This window comes from Variovorax paradoxus, from assembly GCA_016806145.1.
Taxonomy (GTDB): Bacteria; Pseudomonadota; Gammaproteobacteria; order Burkholderiales; family Burkholderiaceae_C; genus Variovorax.
In genome coordinates, this window is record CP063167.1 from 1,598,974 (window position 1) to 1,620,011 (window position 21,038).

Sequence of the window (21,038 nt, forward strand, 5' to 3'; positions counted from 1 at the left end):
CCCACAGGAGACGGATCTTGAACATTGCATTGGTACGTGACGTCGCGGCGCTCGAAGACCGCTATGGCGTCGATGACGGCTGGGTCTACATGACCGGCATCCAGGCGCTGGTACGCCTGCCGCTGCAGCAGCGCGCGCGCGATGCCGCGGCCGGATGGAACACGGGAGGCTACATCTCGGGCTACCGCGGTTCGCCGCTGGGCCGCTACGACATGGAGCTGTGGGCCGCCGAGAAGCAACTGAAGGCCGCCAACGTGGTGTTCCGTTCCGGCCTCAACGAGGACCTGGCCGCCACCGCCATCTGGGGCTCGCAGTACGTGGGGACCTTTCCGGGCGCGCGGGTGGACGGCGTGTTCGGCATCTGGTACGGCAAGGGCCCGGGCGTGGACCGTTCGGGCGACGTGCTTCGGCACGCCAACCAGGCCGGCACCTCGCCCAAGGGCGGGGTGCTGTGCCTGGCGGGCGATGACCACGGCGCGAAGAGTTCCTCGGTCGCCAACTTCTCCGATCCGATCCTCATGGCGGTCGGCATGCCGGTGCTCTATCCCTCCAACACGCAGGAGCTGCTGGACTACGGCCTGCACGGCATCGCCATGAGCCGCTTCTCGGGCTGCTGGGTGGGCATGAAGGTCGTGACCGACGTCGTCGAGGGCGGAGGCTCGGTCTACGTGGGGACGGATGCTCCCCTCATCACCGTGCCCGAGGCACCGAGCCGGCCGGTGGACCCGTTCGGCGCGGGCTACAACATCCGCGGCTTCGACATGCCGCTCCCGCAGGAGGACCGGCTCTACAACCACAAGCATGCCGCGGTGCTCGCCTATGCCCGGGCGAACCGGCTCAACCGCATCGTCATGGACCCGGCCGGAGCGGGTGTCGGCGTCATCGCGGCGGGCAAGGCCTGGCAGGACGTGCTGCAGGCCCTGGGGCGCGACGATGAAGCAACTGGGGGCGGATTCGCCGACTTGAAGCTGCTGAAGATCGGACTGGTCTGGCCGCTCGATCCCGAGATCGTGCGCGAGTTCGCGCAAGGGTTGCACACCATCGTTGTGGTCGAAGAGAAGCGGCCCATCCTCGAAGACCAGGTGCGCACCATTCTTTACGGCAGTGCGAATGCACCGCGCCTGGTGGGCAAGCTGTTCGAAGGCGGGCTCTTCGAGTCGGGTCCCGCCGACGTCGCCTTTCCGAATGCCAGCGAGATCTCGCCGGTACGGGTGACGGAAGTGCTGGCGCGCGTGCTGGGCCGTGAGGTGCCCGTGCCCGCGCAGTGCGCGAGCGCACCTGCGAAAGCGCCGGGGCCGAACCGCGTGCCCGGCTTCTGCTCGGGCTGCCCGCACAACCGTTCGACCAAGGTGCCCGACGGCAGCCGCGCGCTCGCCGGCATCGGCTGCCACAGCATGGCGCTGCTGGTGAACCCGCAGCAGACCACCACCTGGTCGCACATGGGTGCCGAAGGCGTCATGTGGCTCGGCCAGCAACCGTTCACCGCCGAGCGCCATGTGTTCGCCAACATCGGCGATGGCACGCTGGCGCACTCGGGCTATCTGGCGATTCGGCAGGCCGTCGCGGCGCAGGTGCCGATCACCTACAAGGTGCTGTACAACGGCTTCGTGTCCATGACCGGAGGGCAGGTGGTCGAGGGCAACCTCAGCCCGCCGCAGATCCTCGCGGGCTTCGCGGCGGAAGGCATCCTCAAGATGGCGGTCGTCACGGATGAGCCGCGGCGCTACGCCGCGGTGAAGTTGCCCGAGGGCGTGGCGGTGCACGACCGCACGGCTCTCGACGCCGTGCAGCGCGAGTTCCGCGAATACCCCGGCGTCTCGGTGATCCTCTACGACCAGGCCTGCGCGGCGGAAAGGCGCCGGCTGCGCAAGCGCGGCAAGCTGCCCGATCCCGACCGGCGCCTGTTCATCAACTCCGCCGTGTGCGAGGGCTGCGGCGATTGCGGCGTGGCTTCGAACTGCATGTCGATCGAGCCGCTCGAGACCGAACTCGGCCGCAAGCGCCGCATCAACCAGGGAAGCTGCAACAAGGACTATTCGTGCGTGGAGGGCTTCTGCCCCAGCTTCGTCAGCGTCGAGGGCGGAAAGCCACGCCGCGCCGCGGCGCGCGTCGAGGCGCAGGCGGCATCGCCGCGCCCTTACACGCAGGCGCTGCCCGAGCCCGACATCGCGCCGCTGCAACGCGCGTGCAGCGTGTTGATCTCCGGCATCGGCGGCACGGGCGTGGTGACCATCGGCCAGACCCTGGCCGTGGCCGCCCATCTGGAGGGCCGCTACAGCTCCAACCTCGATGTCACCGGGTTCTCGCAGAAGTACGGCGCCGTGACCTCGCACGTGCGGTTCGCGCCCGACCCCGGGATGCTGCATGCCACGCGCATCGCCGAGGGCGAGGCCGATGCCTTGATCGGTTGCGACCTCGTCGTCGCGGCCTCGGACGAATCGCTGACTCGGCTGCCAGCCGGTCGCGGCCGCGCGGTGGTCAGCACCGCCCTCGTGCCGACCAGCGACTTCGCGCGCAATCCCGACTGGCAGCTCGATCCGAAGATGCTGATCGAGCGCATCGAGGCCGCGGCGGGCACGGCCGATCTCGTGCTGATCGATGGCGAACGCATGGCCACCGCGCTGGTCGGCGATCCGATCGGCATCAACATGTTCATGCTGGGCCTGGCCTGGCAACGTGGTTTCATTCCCTTGGGGCGGGCCGCGATCGAGCGGGCCATCGAACTCAACGGCGTGGCCGTGGCCATGAACAAGGAGGCCTTCCTCTGGGGGCGACGCGTTGCCCATGACCAGCCGGCGGTCGAGCGCCACCTGAAGGCCGAGCAACCGACGCAGGTCATCACCTTCATGCCGCGGCAGACCCGGGGACTCGACCAGACCGTCGCGCACCGCATCGAGCACCTGCGTGCCCACAGCGGCGAATTGCATGTGCGGCGCTACAAGGAGCTGGTGGAAAAGGCGCGTCAGCTGGAAGCCGGCCTCCATGCGGGCGACGCCCTGGCCAGGGCCGTGGCTCACAACCACCACCGGCTGCTGGCGACCAAGGATGAGTGGGAGGTAGCCCGCTTGTTCACGCACCCTGACTTTCAATCGGCGCTGGCGCAGGAGTTCGAGGGCCCCGTCCGGCTGCGCTTTCACCTCGGGGTCTGGCCGTTCGCGCGCAAGGATCCGCACAGCGGCAAGCCCGTGAAGGGTGACGTGGGCCCATGGGTGCTTCTGGCCATGAAGTGCATGGCGCGGCTACGCGGCCTGAGAGGGACCTGGCTCGACCCGTTCCGCAACGCGGCGGAGCGTGTGCTTGATCGTCAGCTGCTGGCGCAGTACGAGGACGACATGCGTGCTGCCCTGTCCGACTTGCGTGCCGAGACCCTGCCCATCGTGACGAAGCTGGCTTCGCTGCCTCAAAGCATCCGGGGGTACGGCCATGTGCGCGAGGCGCAGGCCAGTAAGGCGGCCTTGGTGCGGCAAGAACTGCTGCGGGAACTCGAGCTGGCACGCGAGCCACTGGCGCGTGCCGCATGACGACCGGGCACTAAACTGCGGCCCATGCAGGCCGACCACTCAGCAAACCTTCAAATCATCCTCACCGTGCTGTCGCCGCCGCCAGGCGTCGACTTCGCCGTGCAGCGCGGCCGCGACGAACTGGTGAAGCCATTCCTCGCGACGGCGGATGCGGTGTCGTTCGCCGTCACGATGTCACTTGGCCCTTCGCTTGCCGATGGGTCCCCGAACTTCCGGGGCCCTTTCGCGCAAGGCACGCCCGCGGACCGATTCGTGTACGTGAACTCCGGTTTCTACGCAGGCCAGATGGGCACGCCGTGGGAACGAAGGGCGAAGATCAAGCTGGCCGACATTCCGATCGCGCTGGTGGAACGCGCGGCGGGCGACCCGAATGCCGCGATCGAGGCACGCATCGAAGGAACGATGAAGGATGGGGGGCCGGTGTGTGCGAGTGTTCGGGCTCCGCAGATTTCATGGCAGATGGTGATGCGGTCGGACTGAGCCGGTGAGTGGGTGCGAAAGCTGCATTTATTGGCGCTTGCCGCAACTTCGTGCCGAACGGCACGGCAACCCGCTGTCTTCTTCCCTAGAGTGGATGCCCCTCTTACTCGCGACCCCACTTAGGGAAGCAGAAAGGCACAACACCCCAATCCACCGAGATGTTCAAAGACTGCCCGCCTCGCGGCAGGTCGTCGTTGCCAAAGCAGCGATGCAGATGCGAGGTATCAAAAGGCGACGGCCAGGGTGTTGGAGCACCCCAGCCGTCTAACCAAGTTCGTGCACGACCCTCGAAAGGAACGCACAAAAATGGCTACCAAGACTATAGCCCGGCGTCGCACGCCGGTATCCCCCAGAGAAAACGCCCAAGGCCCGGCGGATCTCCTCGAAAACACCCTCTCCCAGCTCGAAGCGCTTCTGTGGGCCTCCCACGGAAAGGACATCGATTGGTGCAGCGGTGATGGGCCTCGCCAACTGGACAACCTTCTCTGGCTCGCGGCGGAACTCGCTCGCAAGGCCGGGGAGCTGTTTCAGTTGAGCGAGATGGCGCGACGTGGAGCGCTCGAGACCGGCGGGTAGGGGTCGGTCTGCGGGCCGCGGGTTCGCGGCCCGTTTTTGTGGGATGGACCTGGCACGAATGGGTACGATCGGCCGGAAGCAGACTCGAACGACAGTTTCACGCGGGAAGATGGAATGATCCACGAATTCAGAAAAGCGATCGCAAGCAGCGGGATGCTCACCGACGTCGAGGTGCGCGAGGACATCGTCGTTGGCCGGGCTCGAGTGTTGGCGGCGCAAGCTGACGTTTGGGTCAACGTCGATCCTGAACTCGAGAATGGGGGCGCACCGGACGCTACGGTTCTGCTGCACCGCATCGACCAGATACTCGGCGTCTCGCCAACGCAGTGGGGCCTGATCATCGACCAGATCGTCGGCGAAATCGAGGCGGCCGTTGGTGACGAGCCAGTGAAGGAATCCACCAGCCTGCGATCCGACCTGGTCTTGAAGTCAGTCGTCGTGTTCGCCGAGGCGACACTTCTGCGCTTCGAAGCACCACGCCAGTTCCCCGACAGCTGGATCCATGCTCAGCTCGACGAACAACTCGGTCTCGATGACCTTGAGATCGCAGCGCGAGAGGTGGATGCAGAAACGATGTCGTTCGATACCGTCGATGATCTGTTGGACCATGTCAGCAAGGACAACACGTCGCGGGAACCGTAGAAACGAGATCTCGTCGACGGCGTATCGCGTGCTTGCCGCTCAATGCGACCGCGTCCCCGACATCAAATTCACCAACCGCGCCGTGGAACTCACCCCCAGCTTGCTCCGCGCACTGCGCAACTGATGGTCCACCGTCGAAAACGACCGATTGAGCCGCCGCGCAATCTCCTTGTAGCTCAACCCATCGACCGCCAGCCGCGCCACCGTGCGCTCAGCCGGCGTCAGGCTCTCAAGCAGATCGATCGCATCCCCGCCATGCACCGGCCGACCCACATCGCGCGCACCACTGGCCATGCGCTGCGCCGTGCTCATCACCGGCCCCAGCACCACCGCCGCGATCTCCTCGAAGCGCGCCCAGCGCTCGTCGCGCGCCGGTTCGCACGCATCCATCCAGTCGACGCACATCAGCCCCAGCGGCCGCGTGCGGTCCATGATCGGCGCGGCCATCTTCACGCGCGTGCCCATGCGCAGCAGCTCGGCGCGGGTGCCGTGGCCGAGTCGGCGCTCCTGCTCGACGTCGCGCAGCACCACGACGCCGTGCGCATGCCAGACGGTCTGCACGCCGCAGTCGGCGGCGTCGATGGCGAGGCCGATGACCGAGGGCACGTCGCGGTCGCGGCGCAGGGCTTCGGCCTGGGGGCGGTAGCAGGCTTCGTCGGGGCGGCCGAAGCCGCAGTCGACGCGGTCGGCGTCGAAGGCCTCGCGCAGCCAGCCGGCGGCGAAGCGCCAGCAGTCGTCGGGTTCGTCGAGATGCAGCAGCAGGTGCGCGGCCAGGTCGCGCGCGGGCCGCCAGCGCAGGGCGCCGTGGCCATCCAGCAGGCTTCGGCGCAACTGGCGTTGCGCGGCCATCAGCTCTTCGTCGTTCATGCGCCCATCTCCGACTGCACATCCAGGTCGGCCGGATGATAGCCAGTCCGGGCAGGGCGTCGGCATGGGTTTTGCCTACTTCGCGGCCGGCCGCGTGGCCGCGATCTCCGCGCTCAGGTCGTGCGTGCGCTTGATGACGTACTGGTGCAGCAGCTGCATGTCCTCGGGCTTGAGCACGCCCGCGAAGCCCGGCATGCCGCGGTTGATGCGCGCGCCGCTCACGGTGGCCGCGAACAGCTCGTGCTGCTCGGGCTTCATGTAGCGCAGGTCGGGCACGACGCCGCCGCTGACGGCATTGAGGCCGTGGCAGGAGCCGCACAGGCCGTTGAACATGAGGCGCGCCTGCTTGATCTGCTCGGCCGAGGCGGTCAGCGGCGGCACGTCGGCGGCGCGCGGCAATGCGGGTGCCAGCCTGGCGGGCGGCAGCTTCTGGCTGGCGCCGAGCTTGAAGGTGACGACGCGCGCCTCGGGCCGCACGCGGGCGCTCAGCGAGATCGGGCCGGTGATGTGCGGGAAGGCGCCGCCCCAGCCGACCATGAAGCTCACGTACTGCTCGCCGTCGACCTCGTAGCTGATCGGGCCGGCCATGGCGCCGCTGTTGACGGGGCTCTGCCAGAGCTGCTTGCCGGTGTCGGCCGCATAGGCCACGGCGCGGCCGTCGGCCGTGCCCTGGAACACGAGGTTGCCCGCGGTGCTCAGGGTGCCGCCGTTCCAGGCGCTGGCGTAGTCGTGCGACCACGCGGCCTTCTGGCGCACCGGGTCCCAGGCCAGCAGGCGGCCCTTCCAGGCACCGCGGATCTGGGCCTCGATCTTGGGGTCCTCGGGCAGCTCGGGCACCTCCAGGCCGAGGTTGACCACCGACTTGGTCGGGAGGAACAGCGGTTCCTTCTGCGCCTCGAGCTCGGCCATGGTCTCCTGCGCGGGCAGGTAGACCAAGCCGGTCTTCGGGTTGAACGACATCGGGTGCCAGTTGTGGCCGCCGAGGAAGGCCGGGATCACCAGCTTCTTCTGCTCGCCGGGCCCGTAGTTGCCGGCACCGGTCTCCACCGGCCGGCCGGTCTTCAGGTCGATGTGCGAGGCCCAGTTGACCGGCACGTAGTTCTTCGCCGAGATCAGCTTGCCGTCGGTGCGGTCGAGCACGTAGAAGAAGCCGTTCTTCGGCGCCTGCATCAGCACCTTGCGCAGCTTGCCGTCGATGCGCAGGTCGGCCAGCACGATGTGCTGGGTGGCGGTGTAGTCCCAGCGGTCGGCCGGTGTGGTCTGGTAGTGCCAGACGTAGTCGCCGGTGTCGGGGTCGAGCGCGACGATCGACGACAGGAACAGGTTGTCGCCCTTGCCCTCGCTGCGGAACTGGTAGTTCCACGGCGAGCCGTTGCCGGTGCCGATGTACAGCAGGTTGAGCTCGGGGTCGTAGGCCATCGAGTCCCAGGCCGTGCCGCCGCCGCCCCACTTGACCCAGCCGTTGCCCGACCAGGTCTTCATCGCCATGGCCATGGCCTTGTTCTCGGGCGGCTGGGCCGGGTCGCCGGGCACGGTGAAGAAGCGCCAGGCCTGCTGGCCGGTCTCGGCGTCGTAGGCGGTGACGTAACCGCGCACGCCGAACTCGGCGCCGCCGTTGCCGATCAGCACCTTGCCCTTCACGATGCGCGGCGCGCCGGTGATGGTGTAGCTCTTGGTCTTGTCGAGCACGGTGTCGACCGACCAGACCTGCTCGCCGGTGCGCGCGTCGAGCGCGATCAGCCGGCCGTCGAAGGCGCCGACGTAGACGCGGCCCTTCCACACGGCCACGCCGCGGTTCACCACGTCGCAGCAGCCCTGGCTCAGCGACTCGGCATTGACCTTCGGGTCGTGGCGCCACAGCAGCTTGCCGGTGCGCGCGTCGAGAGCGTAGACGATGCTTTCGGCGCCGGTGGTGTACATCACGCCGTCGACCACGATCGGCGTGGCCTCCACGCCGCGGTCGACGTCGAGCTTGTAGGTCCAGGCCACGCCGAGCTTGCCGACGTTGCGGTCGTTGATCTTCGCGAGCGGGCTGAAGCGCTGCTCGTCGTAGGTGCGGCCGTGGCTCATCCAGTTGCCCGGCTCGCGATCGGCCGCCGCGATGCGCGCGCCGTCCACGGCCTGGGCCGCGGCGGCGCCGGCGAGGGCGCAGCCGGCCAGCAGCAGCGCGAGGCGTGCGAACGGCAGGGGGCGGAAAAAGGCATGCGGAAGGCGCTGGGGCATCGTGGCTCCTGTGGTCTCTGTAGGTTGTTGTGGTCTTCGGCCCCCCGGGATTCTGGAAACCGCCCGCGCGCCTGGCTATCGCGAGCTTTCGCGATAGGGTTTGCCGCAGGGTGCGGCGCGGCGGGCCCTGGGGACGGCCCCGGGAATACCCCGTCGCGAATGTTCGCGATGCCATGAAGGCGGCGGGCTCGCAGACTGCGCCCCATGAGCCTTCAAACCTACCCCAACACCGTCGACAACCGTCCGGTGACCTCGGAGCGCAGCTTCGAATCGAAGAACCCCGCCACCGGCGAAGCCATCGGCCTGGTGCCGCATTCCACGGCCGAGCAGGTCGAGCAGGCCGTGCGCGCGGCGCGCAAGGCGCAGCCGGCCTGGGCCGCGCGGCCCGACGCCGAGCGCCGCGCGCTGCTGATGAAGGTGGCCGAGGTGCTGCACGGCAATGCCGAGTACCTGGCCGGCTGGATCACGCGCGAGCAGGGCAAGCCGCTGGGCGGCGTCGGCCCGACCGAGGTGCCGGGCGCGCGCTTCGAGCTGTTCGGCTGCGAAGCCTGGACGCAGGTGCCGGCCAGCCTCGAGATGCCGGTGGACGTGGTGTTCGAGGACGCCACGCGGCGCGACGAGATGCACCGCAAGCCCTTCGGCGTGATCGCGGCGATCGCGCCGTGGAACTGGCCGCTGCTGATCGCCATCTGGCAGATCGTGCCCTCGCTGCGCGCGGGCAACACGGTGGTCATCAAGCCCTCGGAATACACCAGCATCGGCACGCTCGAGATGGTGCGGCTGATCGCCGAGGTGCTGCCGCCCGGCGTGCTCAATACCGTGAGCGGCACCGGCGAGGTCGGCGGCTGGCTGGTCGAGAACCCCGACATCGACAAGATCATGTTCACCGGCTCGAGCGCCACCGGCGCGAAGATCGCGGCCGCCGCGGCGCGCAACCTCACGCCCACCACGATCGAGCTCGGCGGCAACGACGCCGCCATCGTGCTGCCCGATGCCGACCCGAAGGCCATCGCCATGGACCTGTTCTGGGGCGCCTTCCTCAACATGGGCCAGACCTGCGCCTGCGCCAAGCGGCTGTACGTGCCCGATGCGCTGCACGACGCGGTGGTGGCCGAGCTCAAGGCGATCGCCGAGGCGATGCCGATGGGCGACGGCGCGCAACCCGGCATCGCGATGGGCCCGATCCAGAACCGCATGCAGTTCGACAAGGTGCGCCGGCTGGTCGACGAGGCGCGTGCCGGCGGCGCGACCATCGTCTGCGGCGGCGAGCCGCGCGCGGGCGCCGGCAACTTCTATCCGCTCACGCTGGTCACCGACATCGCGGACGGCGCGAGCCTGGTCGACGAGGAGCAGTTCGGCCCGGTGTTGCCGGTGATCCGCTACCGCGACATCGACGACGCGATCGCGCAGGCCAACCGCGTCGACGTGGGCCTGGGCGCCTCCGTCTGGGGCACCGACATCGAGCAGGCGCGCGCCGTCGCGTCGCGCATCGAAGCCGGCACCGTGTGGATCAACCAGCACGGTGCGATCCACCCGATGGTGCCCTTCGGCGGCGTCAAGGGCTCGGGCTGGGGCCTGGAGTTCGGCATCGACGGGCTCAAGGCGGTCACGCAGCCGCAGGTGATCAGCCTGAAGAAGAAGCCGCAGTAGCCAACGCCACGGAATGGCATGGGCCGGCACGGGCTGGGCGTCGCGCACGCCCGGCCCGTGCCGTTTGCGGGTGTCGTGCTCCTACAGGACACCGCGCTGCGAACTGACCTGGCGATTTTTCGTGGGGCCTAAGTTGATTCACGTCGGGCATCCGGTCCGGCGGATCTCAATCAACCGGCCTTGCCGGATTTCCCAAGGAGCATTTCCATGAATCGCACATCCCACCTGATCGCAGCCCTCGCACTCACCGCCGCCGGCGCCGCCTTCGCGCAGGGCAACCCGCCCACCACCGCACCGCCGAACCCCGCCACCGCGGCCGGCCAGCAGAACCCCGCGGGCGGCCCGATGGGCACCACCGGCACCACGCCGCAGAACAACACGGCCGGCACCTCGGGTGGCGCCACCATGTCGCAAGGCTCGGGCAGCATGAACCAGGGTTCGAGCAATACGAACATGGCCGCCGCCGAGCCGATGCGTCCGGCACGCGCCGACCGCAACTGAGGCCGCGGCTTCAGTGATGAAGACAGGCATTTCGTACTCGCGGGCGGCGGCGGCAGCGCTGCTGCTCGCGAGCGCGGCCGCGCTTGCGGCCCCGCCCAGGATGCCCGCGGCCCCGCTGACGGCCGATGCCCAGCGCATCGCCCAGGCCGCGGTCGCCGCGCGTGACAACGCGGGCGGCGCCTTCGCGGTGGTCGACAAGAAGGCCGCGAGCGTCTTCGTCTTCGACGCGAAGGGCACGCTGCTCGGCGCGTCGCCGGTGCTGCTGGGCCTCGCGCGCGGCGACGATTCGGTGCCGGGCATCGGCGAACGCCCCATGGCCAAGATCCGTCCGCACGAACGCACCACGCCGGCCGGACGCTTCGCTTCCGAGCCGGGGCGCAACACGGGCGGCGAGGACATCGTCTGGGTCGACTACGACGCCGCGATCTCCATGCACCGCGTGCGCACCACCAACAAGGCCGACCGCCGGCTCGAGCGGCTCGCGTCGCCCACCATCGCCGACAACCGCATCTCCTACGGCTGCATCAACGTGCCCGCGGCCTTCTACGACGCCTACGTGAAGCCCGCACTGGGTCAACGGCGCGGCGTGGTCTACGTGGTGCCCGAGTCTTCGCCGGTGGCCGCGCATTTCGACTTCCTGAATCCGGCGAAGGATGCGCGCGCGCCGTCGCCCGTGCGGCCGGCGCTGTAGGCATCGGCGAGCAGAACAGTCTTCGCACGCTCCTGCGACACAATGCCGCATGCCGACGCATGGCGGCATGTTCATCGTAGGAGACACACCCATGGCAAGTGCGCATGCCGCGCCGCCCGTTCAGGACCCCGCGCTGCTGCGCCGCCTGCTGCGCGCCAAGGACCGCATGGACGCCGCCTCGCACGAGGAATGGCCGGTCGAGCGGCTGGCGCAGGTCAGTGGCGTTTCCGAAGCCCACTTCGCGCGCTCGTTCAAGCAGGCCTTCGGCACCCCGCCGCACCGCTACCTGCTGACGCGCCGCATCGAACGCGCGAGCGCGCTGCTGCGCGAGACCGAACTCTCCATCACCGACATCGCCTTCGCCACCGGCTGGTCCAGCCTCGGCACTTTCGGGCGCACCTTCCGCGACATCACGGGCGGCAGCCCGGGCGAGCTGCGCACGCGCGGCAAGGGCGAGGCGCGTGCCTTCGGGCCCGTGCCCGCCTGCATCGTCAGCGCCTCGCAGCGGCCCCATCTCGAAACAGCAGTTTCGGAGAAGCGCCGCCAGGCCGCCGCCGGTACAAACGAGGCCGAACCACAGGAGATTCCATGAGCCAAGGTATTGAAACGGTCGGTCTGTATGTGCGCGATCAGGAGGAGGCACTCGCCTTCTACGCGGGCAAGCTCGGCTTTCGCGTCCACACCGATGTCGGCAACGGCGACTATCGCTGGTTGACCGTGCAGCATCCCGAGCAGCCGGCGTTCCAGCTCGGCCTGTTCAAGCCCGGCCCGCCGGTTCACGACGCGGCCACGGCGCAGGCGCTGCAGGCGATCGTCGCCAAGGGTGCGATGCCGCCGCTGGTGCTGAGCGTCGACGACTGCCGCGCGAGCTATGAACGGCTGCGCGACCAGGGCGTGGAGTTCACGCAGGAGCCGGTGGAGCGCTATGGCACCGTGGATGCCGGCTTCAGGGACCCGTCGGGCAACGGGTGGAAGATGATCCAGCGCGCCGGGTAGGCGCCACCGTCAGCCGACGAAGTTGCCGCTGCTGTTCAGCAGGATCTGGCTGACCTGGCTGCTGGCGCGCGAACCGCCCGCGTAGTCGAAGCGCCAGCCGTCGAGGTCCACCGCGGCGCGGCGCTTGAACTGGGCCAGCAGCTTCGCGCGTCCCGGCTCGTTTCCCGCGCCGGCGATGACGGCGCCCGCATAGCGGCCGCCGAGGTAGCCCGCGAAGCTGGTCGGCGAGGGCTCCTCGTCGAAGTAGCGCTGCAGCGCGTTGCGGTAGCTGCGCACGATCGCGACCTTGCTGGTGCCCGGGTCCGGCACCACGCGCGTGAAGATGATCGGCACGCCTTTGCCGGGGCTCAGCTGCAGGAAGGTATTGGTGTCGACGTCGGACAGGCACACCACCGTGCGCTGCACGCCACGCCGAGCGAGGCCGCGCGTGAAAAGCGCCAGCTCGATGGCATCGCCCGTGAACAGCAGGAAGTAGGGCGTGCTGGCTGGAAGCTGGCCGCCGAAGGATTCGAGGTCGCGGCCCTTGGGTGCCGTCAGCACCTGCGCCTCGAGCTTGAGGCGTTCCGCGATCTGCGCCATGCCCGGCTGCAGCGCCGTGGCGTGAGCGGCGGTCGGGTACACGATGCCGATCCTGGCCACGCCCATGGTCGCGAGGTTCTTGAGCACGTGCCGGATCTGGTCCTCGCGCGATGCGAACAGGGCGAACAGATGGGGGTTCGCATCGAAGCGCGAATCGGCGAGCCAGGGCGCGACGTGCGCGATCTCGAGGCGGCTGCTTTCCGCATGCGCGAGGCTCGCGAGCGCGAGGCGCTCTCCCACGGTGCCCACCAGCGCCACCTGCGCGCTGTCCTCGCCGATGGCCTTCAGCGCGGCCTGCACCTCGGCATCCGAGTCGCCGACCTCCAAGGCCTTGAGCTGCACGTTGAGTCCCGTCGTGGCCTTGAGCTCCGCGAACGCGAGCCGAAAGCCGGTCGCGTAGTCGCGCGACAGCGCCTGCTGGCTCGGCGACACGTCCATGAGCTGCGTGACCCGTACCGGCGGCTGTTCGGCGGCGCGGGAACCCTGGGCGAAGCTGGCGCCGAAGGACGACGCGAAGGCCATGGCCGTCGCACCACGGAGGACTTGGCGACGGCTGGGGCGATGCAGGCTCATGCGGCCATGCTAGGGAGGATTTATGACATGGATTTGCGCCGCCAGCGAGCAGCGCCCGCGGCTAGAGCTGGTCGATGCCGTTGCCCGCCGAGGCCGCGGCGCCGAGCGCGAAGCGCTGTTGCGTGCCCACGTAGAAGCTCGCGCCGAAACGCCCCACGGGCTGGTAGTCCTGCAGCTGCACGCGCCAGCGCTCCGTGTCCACGAGCCCGTCGCGCACCGCGAGCCACTTCACGCGGCCGAAGAACACGTAGCGGCTCTCGGTTTCCATCGTCTCGTGCAGCACGCATTCGAAGGCCACGGGCGCCTCGGCGATGCGCGGTGGCGCGACGCTGTTCGACGGGACTGCATGCAATCCGGCATGGGCGAGTTCGCTGGTTCCGCGCGGCAGTGAATCGCCACAGGCATGCATCTGCTCGGCCATCGCCTCGTCGGTCAGGTGCACGACGAACTCGCCGGTGCGCAGGATGTTGGCGGCCGTGTCCTTGATGCGCCCGTCATGCAGGCGGTTGATGCTCACGAAGACCAGGGGCGGATCTTCGCCCACCATGTTGAACATGCTGAAGGGCGCGGCATTGACCGTGCCCTCGGGCTCGAGCGTGGTGATCAGCGCGATCGGCCGCGGCACGATGAGGCTCGCCATCAGCTTGTAGCGGGCGTAGGGGTCGAGGGCCTGGAAGTCGATGTCCATGGTTGAAAGCATCAATGATTTAAAAGATTGCATGCACTTTGTTTGAAGGTTTGCATGCGAATGGTGCGATATATGGTTCTCGAGGCCTCATTGTTGTGCGGCATGGAGTGTGGCTCAAACAGGGTGAAACGGGCGGTTTCATTGGAGGATTCGAGAATTTCTGGGGTCGATGGCTGTTGGCACGAAGGATGCATGCGGCAAGGATCGTATGCAATCTATGTTCCACCCTTTCTGAAGGAGTCGTCATGTCCGCAGCCCCGCTTCCGCCCTCGCGCGATCTCAGCCGTCGCACCTTCCTGCAAGCCGGCCTCGCCGCCGGTGCCGCGGCCGCCGGCGCGGCCTGGACCCCGGCCGATGCGGCGTCGCCCCAGGTGCTGAACTATCTGTCCTGGCCCGGCAATGCCGATCCCTACCTGATCGAGGCCTTCGAGAAGGCCCACGGCGTGAAGGTGCGCATCAAGGAATACGTGGGCGGCGATCAGATGATGGCCGTCATCAACCAGTCCCCGCCCGGCAGCTTCGACGTCGTGCTCGCGGACGCCGAGTACATGCACCTGCTGCACGAGGCCGACTTCATCGAGGCGCTCGACCCCGCCGACTATCCGCTCAAGGACTACTGGCCCGAGTTCCAGAAATTCCCGCTGCACTGGTTCGACGGCAAGCTCTACGGCGTCATGACGGACTTCGGCTACCTGGGCCTGTCGTACAACACCAAGGCGTTCACGCCCAAGGAGGTGGCCTCCTATGCGGCGCTGTGGAGCGAGAAGGCCAAGGGAAAGGTCGGCCTGTTCGACTGGTACCTGCCGTCGATGGGCTCGATCAGCCTGGCCAACGGCAACCGCCCGCCCTTCGACATCGACAAGGCACGCTTCGAGGCCGTGAAGAAGAAGCTCTTCAGCCTCAAGCCGCAGGCCTCGGGCTTCTACACCGTCGCCGACATCTTCTCGTCGATGACCAATGGCCGCGCCCAGCTCGTGCCCGGCATCGGCGAATGGATCACGCTCGGGCTGCGCCAGAACGGCGTGCCGGTCGACACCATCATTCCGGAGGAGGGCGGGCTGCAGTGGACCGAGTCGCTGTCGATCGTCAAGGGCACGCCCAAGCGCGACCTCGCGCGCAAGTTCATCCAGTACACGACCTCGCCCGAGGGCCAGGTGCGCATGGCCACCAAGGCCGACAACAAGAAGAGCATTCCCTCGATGGCCGGCTGGAAGCTGCTCAACGAGACCAAGCCGAAGGAGGCCGAGATCCTGCGCATGACGCTCAAGGGGCCGAACGTGATGGATGAGTACAAGGCCAAGAAGATCCAGTTCCGCCAGCTGCCCTCGAAGCAGTCGATCGAGGACTGGAACGACGCGTGGAGCCAGTTCAAGAGCCTCTGAGCGCGCGCACCATGAACGCCTCCTCCACGCCATCGATGGCGATGGCTCCCGTGCCCGCCAGAGGCCGCGGGAGCGCGCGCCGCGGTCCCTCGCCCAGGACGGTACCGGTGCTGCTCGGCCTGCCCGTGCTGCTGTGGCAGCTCGTCTTCTTCGCGGCGCCGCTGCTGTTCCTCGTGGTCGTCACCTTCTGGCAGGTGCGCTCCTTCAAGCTGCAGCCGGCGCTGTCGCTCGACAACTGGACGCGCATCCTCGGCGCTTCGAACTTCCACCAGGCGGCGTTGCACAGTCTCGCGGTCTCGGCCACGGCCACGGTGCTCGCGCTGGCGATCGCGTTCCCGGCTGCCTACACGATCGCGTTCCGGCTGCCCGCGCGCTGGCGCGATGCCGCGATCGCGGCGCTGCTGGTGCCGGTGTTCTCGAGCTACATCCTGCGCATCTATGCATGGCAGATCGTGCTGAGCCCCGAGGGGCTCGCGAACACGCTGCTGGGCGCGCTCGGCGTGTCGGCGCTGCCCCTGCTGGGTGGCGCGCTGTCGCTGCAGATCGGCCTGCTGACGCTGAGCCTGCCGGTCGCGGTGCTGATCCTGGTGTTCGCGCTCGGCGGCGTGGACTCGTCGCTGGTCGAGGCCGCCGAGAACCTCGGCTGCAGGCGGCTGCGCGTGGTGGGCCACGTGCTGCTGCCGGCCATCCGCCCGGCGCTGGTGCTCGCGGGCTCGACCACCTTCCTGCTGGCTTTCGGCGACTACGTGAGCCCGGTGTTCATGACGGGCAGCAATCCACCGACCTTGTCGATCCTGATCGTCGACACCGTCAAGTCGGGGTCACAATGGCCGCGGGCCTCGGTGATCGGCGTCTGCATGCTGGCGCTGCTCGGCCTCGTGCTGGGCCTGGCCCGGCGCCTGGGTGCGAGGAGCGCGGCATGAGCGGCATGACAGGCATCGACCACGCGCGCGCCAGGAAGATTTCGCGCGCCGCACAGTACGCCTGGCTGGCCCTGCTGTTCGCCTTCATCGCGGCGCCGATGCTGGTCATCGTCGTGTTCTCGTTCGACGCGAACCGCTATCCCACGATCCCGTGGGGCGGCTTCAGCCTGCAGTGGCAGCGCGCGATCCTCGACGACGAGATGGTGCGCGACGCCTTCGTCAACACGCTGGTGGTCGCGCTCGGCACCGCGGTGCTCTCGACCGTGCTCGGCTTCGCGGCCGCCTACCTCGACCACCGCTATCGCTACCGCGGCAAGTCGGCCTTCGCGATGCTGGTGGCCATTCCGCCGGCCGTGCCGGCCACCATCCTCGGCATGGCGATGCTGGCCTTCCTGTCGCGCATCGGCCTGTTCGGCCGGGTCGAGGCCATCGTCGCCTGCCACGTGGCGATCGCGACCTCGTTCTCGATGGCGATCATCCGCCTGCGCCTCGGCGAACTGGGGCCCGACATGGAGCAGGCGGCCTGGAACATGGGCGCGTCACCCGCCACGGGCCTGGTGCGCGTCGTGATCCCGTTCTGCCGTTCGTCGCTGATCGCCTCCTTCTTCCTCGCGGCGGCGGTCTCGTTCGACGAATTCATGATCGCCTGGTTCGTCGGCGGCGTGCACGAGACCTTGCCGGTGCGCATCCTCAACCTGCTGCAGGGCCAGGTGAGTCCGAAGATCAACGCCATCGGCACCGTGGTGCTGGCGGTCAGCGTGGCGCTGGTGCTGCTCGCGCAGCGCTTCATGGGCGTGCGGGCCGGACGACCGGCCGCGCGCACCGCAACCGAGTGAGGACTGGATGAACAACGACGCCTATGTTTCGCTGCGCGCGCTCGACAAGCGCTTCGCGGGCCACCACGCCGTGCGCGGCATCGACCTGGACATCGCGGCCGGCGAGTTCGTCGCCATCATGGGGCCCTCGGGCTGCGGCAAGTCCACCACCCTGCGGCTGCTGGCCGGGCTGGACCAGCCCAGCTCCGGCGACATCCTGATCGGCGGGCGCAGCATGCGCGACGTGCCGGCCTACCAGCGCGACACGCCGATGGTGTGGCAGAGCCTGGCGCTGTTCCCCTTTCTCACGGTGGCCCAGAACGTGGAGTTTCCGCTGCGCATGAAGGGGCTGGGCGCCGAAGCGCGGCGCAAGCGCGCGCTCGACTGGCTCGGCCGCATGGGGCTCGCGGGCATGGGCGACCGGCAGATCGCGCAGCTCTCGGGCGGCCAGCGCCAGCGCGTGGCCATCGCGCGGGCGCTGGTCACCGAGCCCTCGATCCTGCTGCTCGACGAGCCGCTGAGCGCCCTCGACGCGCACCTGCGCGTGCGCATGCAGACCGAGCTCGCGCGGCTGCACCGCGAGCTGCGCATCACCTTCGTCTACGTGACGCATGCGCAGTCGGAGGCTTTCGCGCTGGCCGACCGAATCGTGATCATGAACGAGGGCCGCATCCAGCAGGTGGGCGCGCCGCAGGACGTCTACCGCGCGCCGGTGAACCCCTTCGTGGCCGACTTCATCGGCACCAACAACCTGCTGACCGGCACGGTGGGTGCGCTCGACGCCGAAGGTTGGGCGCGCGTCGACGGCGCGCTCGGCAGCTTCGCGGTGCCGGCGCGGCGCGCGCTCGACCGCGGCGCCGACGTGAGCTTCGTGGTGGCGGCCGACCGTGTGTCGCTCAGGCCCTCGGAGACCGAGGCGCCCGCGGGGGCTTCGCGCCTCGAGGGCGCCGTGCTGGGCCTGGAGTTCGTCGGCTCCACGCAGACGGTCTTCATCGAACTGCCGGGCGGGCACGAGTTCCGGGCCCAGAAGCAGCAGCACGAGATCGAGTCGCTCGAGCTCGCGCCGGGCCGGCGCGTGGGCCTGCATTGGGACCCCAAACATGCGTGGCTGCTGCCGCGCAACGCCTGACGCCCCTTCGAAACTGGAGCACACATGTACGAAGAGAGATTCATGCGGCAGGCGCTGGCCTTGTCCGCGCAGGCACTCGCCAAACCCGGCACCGAACCCTTCGGCGCGGTGATCGTGAAGGGCGGCCAGGTGGTCGGCGAGGGCTTCAACCATTCGGTCGCGCACTTCGACCCGACCTCGCATGGCGAGGTCGAGGCCATCCGCGATGCCTGCCGGCGGCTGCGCCGCGTCGACCTGTCGGACTGCGAGCTGTATTCGTCGTGCGAGCCATGCGCGATGTGCGTGGCCGCGATGCGCGTGGCGGGCATCCGTCGGCTGTTCCATGCCGCGACGCTCGCGCAATCGGGCGCGGCCTTCGAGGGCCTGCCCGTGACGGCACGCCATCCCATCGACGTGGACGAGCTGCGCCGCGTGGCCGGTGCCACGCTCGCCGAGGGCCTGACGCCCGCCGAGCAGCACCTGCCGTGGGATGCGATCGAGATCCTCGAGGCCTGGGCTGCGCCGCGCAAGGTGCCGCCACCCTCCCGTTGAGCGGGGCACCGGCACGGCCGCGGGCGCAATAATCGCGCTTCCCGATCCTTTCGCCACGCGACACCCAGCCCCGTGCCACCCTCCAGACGCCCGCCGAGCCCCGCCACTGTTCCCGACGACAAGCTCGGCCGCACGCGGACCGAGACCGTGCACGAGGCCCTGCGGCTGGCCATCATCGAGCAGAGCCTCCAGCCCGGCGCGCGGCTGCCCGAGGATGCGATCGGCGAGAGCTTCGGCGCCAGCCGCACCATCGCGCGCGAGGCGCTGGGCCGGCTCGCGGTCGAAGGCCTGGTCGAGCTCAAGCCCAACCGCGGCGCCTTCGTGGCCAACCCCAGCCTCGAGGAGGGCCGCGAGATCTTCCAGGTGCGCAACGGGCTCGAGCGCACGGTGGTGCAGACGCTGTCGGGCAAGCTCTCGGCCGCGCACGAGTCCACGCTGCGCTCGCACGTCGTCAAGGAGCAGCAGGCCTCGGGGCGCGATGCCGTGCGCTCGATGCGCCTGGCCGGCGAGTTCCATCTGCAGCTCGCCGCGATGACGGGCAACCAGCTGCTCGAACGCTATGTGCGCGAGGTGGTCTCGCGCTGCTCGCTGATCCTCGCGACCTATGGCCGCCCGCACTCCAGCGAATGCGCCGTGACCGAGCATGCGGACATCGTCGACGCCCTGGCCAAGGGCGATTTCGCAACGGCCGCCGACGTGATGCAGCGGCACCTCGAAGCGGTGGCCGACCGCGCGCTGCCGCCGATTCGCGCGGGCGTGGACATCCGCGACGTGCTGGCGCGCTATGCGTCGGCGTCGGTGGACGCTGGCCCGGACGCAGAGGCCGCGGCGGTTCCGGCGCCCAAGGCGAAGGGCGGCGCGCGCGGGCGGCCGCGGAAGAAGGGATAGGCGCCGCGGCACGCACATCGAGCGGAAGAGCCCGGTCGATTCGACGGGAGCAGTCGAATCGACTCGAACCATCGGGCAGTCGATTCGACATGAAGGCAGCTAAGCCGTTGATTTGAAAGGCCCTTGCGCATGGCACACCGGTTGCGTTGAAAGCCCCGTCCTTCAACACCACCCCGAGGTCCCATGCTCACCGCCACCCAGCGCGCCATCGTTTCGTCCACCGTGCCCCTGCTCGAGCAGGGCGGCGAGGCGCTCACCACCCACTTCTACCGGATGCTGCTGGCCGAGCATCCCGAGGTGCGGCCCTTCTTCAACGAGACCCACCAGGCCAGGGGCGACCAGCCGCGCGCGCTGGCCAATGGCGTTCTGATGTACGCGAAGAACATCGACCGGCTCGAGGCCATGGGCCCGCTCGCGACGCAGATCGTCAACAAGCACGTGGCGCTGCAGGTGATGCCCGAGCACTACCCGATCATCGGCGGCTGCCTGCTGCGCGCCATCCGCGACGTGCTCGGCGCCGAGGTCGCGACCGACGCGGTGATCGATGCCTGGGCCGCTGCGTACGGGCAGCTCGCCGACATCCTCATCGGCGCCGAGAAGCAGCGCTACGACGCACAGGCCGCGGCGCCGGGCGGCTGGCGCGGCATGCGCGCGTTCACGGTGGCGCGCAAGCAGGCCGAGAGCGCGGAGATCGTCTCGTTCCATCTCGCACCGGCCGATGGCGGGCCGTTGATGGACTTCGCGCCGGGCCAGTACATCGGCCTGTGCCTGCGGGTCGACGGCAAGGACATCCGCCGCAACTATTCGCTGTCGGCCGCGCCGAACGGCCGCAGCTACCGCATCAGCGTGAAGCGCGAGCCCGGCGGCGTGGCCTCGAACCATCTGCACGACGACGTGCACGAGGGCGACACGCTGCAGCTGCTGCCGCCCTCGGGCGAGTTCACGCTGGCCGACAGCGCGCGGCCGCTGGTGCTGATCAGCGGCGGCGTGGGCATTACGCCCACGCTCGCGATGCTCGAGCAGGCACTGGCCACGCAGCGCGAGGTGGTGTTCATCCACTGCGCGCGCAATGGCGCGGTGCATGCGTTCCGCGAGCACATCGATGGCATGGCGGCGCGGCATCCGGGGTTGAGCCGCTTCTATTGCTACGACGAGAGCGATGCGGGCGATGCCGCGCGCCCGCACGCGGTCGGCCGGCTCGATCGCGAGAAGCTCGCGGCCTGGCTGCCCGCGCACACGCGCGACGTCGATGCCTACTTCCTCGGGCCCAAGCCCTTCATGCAGCAGGTGCGGCGCGAGTTGCGCGCATGGGGCGTGCCCGATGCGCAGTCGCGCTTCGAGTTCTTCGGGCCGGCCTCGGCGCTCGAGTGAATCGCGCCGCGG

General features: G+C 68.9%; 20 protein-coding genes. 16 read left to right on the top strand and 4 right to left on the bottom strand.

The genetic code is table 11. The features are described 5' to 3' along the window. The first annotated feature begins 17 nt into the window (after nucleotides 1-17). From INQ48_38505 to INQ48_38520, 4 genes are all read left to right on the top strand, one after another. Nucleotides 18-3,521, top strand: a complete 3,504-nt coding sequence (locus INQ48_38505; protein ID QRF61288.1) for an indolepyruvate ferredoxin oxidoreductase family protein — start codon at nucleotides 18-20, stop codon at nucleotides 3,519-3,521. A gap of 54 nt (nucleotides 3,522-3,575) precedes the next feature. Next, entirely contained in the window at nucleotides 3,576-4,001 is a 426-nt protein-coding gene (locus tag INQ48_38510) for a hypothetical protein (protein QRF63151.1), read from the top strand. Nucleotides 4,002-4,307: 306 nt separating this feature from the next. Continuing rightward, entirely contained in the window at nucleotides 4,308-4,577 is a 270-nt protein-coding gene (locus tag INQ48_38515; protein QRF61289.1) for a hypothetical protein, read from the top strand. A 114-nt stretch (nucleotides 4,578-4,691) separates the two neighbouring features. Then, nucleotides 4,692-5,219 (top strand): cytochrome C5, encoded by a 528-nt coding sequence (locus INQ48_38520; GenBank protein ID QRF61290.1) that lies wholly within the window; start codon nucleotides 4,692-4,694, stop codon nucleotides 5,217-5,219. 39 nt (nucleotides 5,220-5,258) lie between these two features. On the opposite strand, the gene INQ48_38525 is transcribed toward INQ48_38520, so the two are convergent. Together INQ48_38525 and INQ48_38530 are read right to left on the bottom strand one after the other, a co-directional pair. After that, a complete protein-coding gene (locus INQ48_38525) occupies nucleotides 5,259-5,513 on the bottom strand; it encodes a helix-turn-helix transcriptional regulator (GenBank protein ID QRF63152.1) in 255 nt (84 codons plus the stop codon). Between the two features lie 648 nt (nucleotides 5,514-6,161). Beyond that, complete coding sequence (locus INQ48_38530) at nucleotides 6,162-8,309, bottom strand: PQQ-dependent dehydrogenase, methanol/ethanol family (GenBank protein ID QRF61291.1); 2,148 nt, start codon at nucleotides 8,307-8,309, stop codon at nucleotides 6,162-6,164. A 204-nt stretch (nucleotides 8,310-8,513) separates the two neighbouring features. Here INQ48_38530 and INQ48_38535 point away from each other — a divergent pair, with 204 nt between their 5' ends. From INQ48_38535 to INQ48_38555, 5 genes are all read left to right on the top strand, one after another. Beyond that, on the top strand, nucleotides 8,514-9,959 hold the full coding sequence (locus INQ48_38535; protein QRF61292.1) for an aldehyde dehydrogenase family protein: 1,446 nt from the start codon (nucleotides 8,514-8,516) through the stop codon (nucleotides 9,957-9,959). A 207-nt stretch (nucleotides 9,960-10,166) separates the two neighbouring features. Next, the gene (locus tag INQ48_38540) at nucleotides 10,167-10,460 is read left to right on the top strand and encodes a proteophosphoglycan ppg4 (protein QRF61293.1); all 294 of its coding nucleotides are present in this window, start codon (nucleotides 10,167-10,169) and stop codon (nucleotides 10,458-10,460) included. Nucleotides 10,461-10,560: 100 nt separating this feature from the next. Continuing rightward, complete coding sequence (locus tag INQ48_38545) at nucleotides 10,561-11,151, top strand: L,D-transpeptidase (protein ID QRF63153.1); 591 nt, start codon at nucleotides 10,561-10,563, stop codon at nucleotides 11,149-11,151. A 67-nt stretch (nucleotides 11,152-11,218) separates the two neighbouring features. Beyond that, entirely contained in the window at nucleotides 11,219-11,743 is a 525-nt protein-coding gene (locus INQ48_38550; protein ID QRF61294.1) for a helix-turn-helix transcriptional regulator, read from the top strand. Beyond that, a complete protein-coding gene (locus tag INQ48_38555; protein QRF61295.1) occupies nucleotides 11,740-12,147 on the top strand; it encodes a VOC family protein in 408 nt (135 codons plus the stop codon). Before INQ48_38550 ends, INQ48_38555 begins: the two co-directional genes overlap by 4 nt. Nucleotides 12,148-12,156: 9 nt before the next feature. Here the strand turns inward: INQ48_38555 and INQ48_38560 are convergent, their stop codons facing one another. After that, nucleotides 12,157-13,299, bottom strand: coding sequence for an ABC transporter substrate-binding protein (locus INQ48_38560; protein ID QRF61296.1), 1,143 nt, complete (start codon nucleotides 13,297-13,299; stop codon nucleotides 12,157-12,159). A gap of 61 nt (nucleotides 13,300-13,360) precedes the next feature. Further along, nucleotides 13,361-13,987: a flavin reductase family protein gene (locus INQ48_38565; GenBank protein QRF61297.1), complete on the bottom strand. Its 627-nt coding sequence runs from the start codon at nucleotides 13,985-13,987 to the stop codon at nucleotides 13,361-13,363. A 245-nt stretch (nucleotides 13,988-14,232) separates the two neighbouring features. On the opposite strand from INQ48_38565, the gene INQ48_38570 reads away from it, so the two are divergent. The 7 genes from INQ48_38570 to hmpA all read left to right on the top strand — a co-directional run bounded on the left by INQ48_38570 (nucleotide 14,233) and on the right by hmpA (nucleotide 21,026). Beyond that, the gene (locus INQ48_38570) at nucleotides 14,233-15,369 is read left to right on the top strand and encodes a spermidine/putrescine ABC transporter substrate-binding protein (protein ID QRF61298.1); all 1,137 of its coding nucleotides are present in this window, start codon (nucleotides 14,233-14,235) and stop codon (nucleotides 15,367-15,369) included. Between the two features lie 11 nt (nucleotides 15,370-15,380). Then, nucleotides 15,381-16,292, top strand: coding sequence for an ABC transporter permease (locus INQ48_38575; GenBank protein QRF61299.1), 912 nt, complete (start codon nucleotides 15,381-15,383; stop codon nucleotides 16,290-16,292). 5 nt (nucleotides 16,293-16,297) lie between these two features. Next, entirely contained in the window at nucleotides 16,298-17,128 is an 831-nt protein-coding gene (locus INQ48_38580) for an ABC transporter permease (GenBank protein ID QRF63154.1), read from the top strand. A gap of 7 nt (nucleotides 17,129-17,135) precedes the next feature. After that, nucleotides 17,136-18,236 carry an ABC transporter ATP-binding protein gene (locus tag INQ48_38585; GenBank protein QRF61300.1) on the top strand — a complete coding sequence of 367 codons (1,101 nt, stop codon included), beginning with the start codon at nucleotides 17,136-17,138 and terminating at the stop codon, nucleotides 18,234-18,236. 24 nt (nucleotides 18,237-18,260) lie between these two features. Beyond that, nucleotides 18,261-18,767, top strand: coding sequence for a nucleoside deaminase (locus tag INQ48_38590; protein ID QRF61301.1), 507 nt, complete (start codon nucleotides 18,261-18,263; stop codon nucleotides 18,765-18,767). A gap of 72 nt (nucleotides 18,768-18,839) precedes the next feature. Continuing rightward, nucleotides 18,840-19,655 (top strand): GntR family transcriptional regulator, encoded by an 816-nt coding sequence (locus tag INQ48_38595; protein QRF61302.1) that lies wholly within the window; start codon nucleotides 18,840-18,842, stop codon nucleotides 19,653-19,655. A 183-nt stretch (nucleotides 19,656-19,838) separates the two neighbouring features. Continuing rightward, entirely contained in the window at nucleotides 19,839-21,026 is a 1,188-nt protein-coding gene (gene hmpA, locus INQ48_38600; protein QRF61303.1) for an NO-inducible flavohemoprotein, read from the top strand. Nucleotides 21,027-21,038 lie beyond the last annotated feature (12 nt).